General features: G+C 59.2%; 1 protein-coding gene. It reads right to left on the minus strand.

What is annotated here, in order from left to right; genetic code table 11:
- Positions 1–223, minus strand: a 223-nt coding sequence (locus B0D78_RS13100; RefSeq protein WP_168170152.1) for a hypothetical protein, incomplete at both ends; no start/stop codon positions are given.

The following is a 223-nucleotide window of genomic DNA, read 5'->3' on the forward strand; positions in this document are numbered from 1 at the left end:
TGGCGATCTGGTTGTTGATGGCGGTGTTCAGGTTGGCGGTGTTGACTTTGTACTTCACACCGCTCGTGTCGACTTCGGATTCGATGATGTTGCCGTCGCCGGCGAACTTGACGGTCTGCGTGCCGGTCTTGTCCACGGTCACTTCCTGCGGACCGGTGCTGTCGCCGGCGATCTTGAACTTGGCCTGCACGTTGGTGATCGGGGTGGAGCCGTTGTTGATCTG

The sequence above is a fragment of the Pyramidobacter sp. C12-8 genome, assembly GCF_002007215.1.
In the GTDB taxonomy this organism is placed as follows: Bacteria; Synergistota; Synergistia; order Synergistales; family Dethiosulfovibrionaceae; genus Pyramidobacter.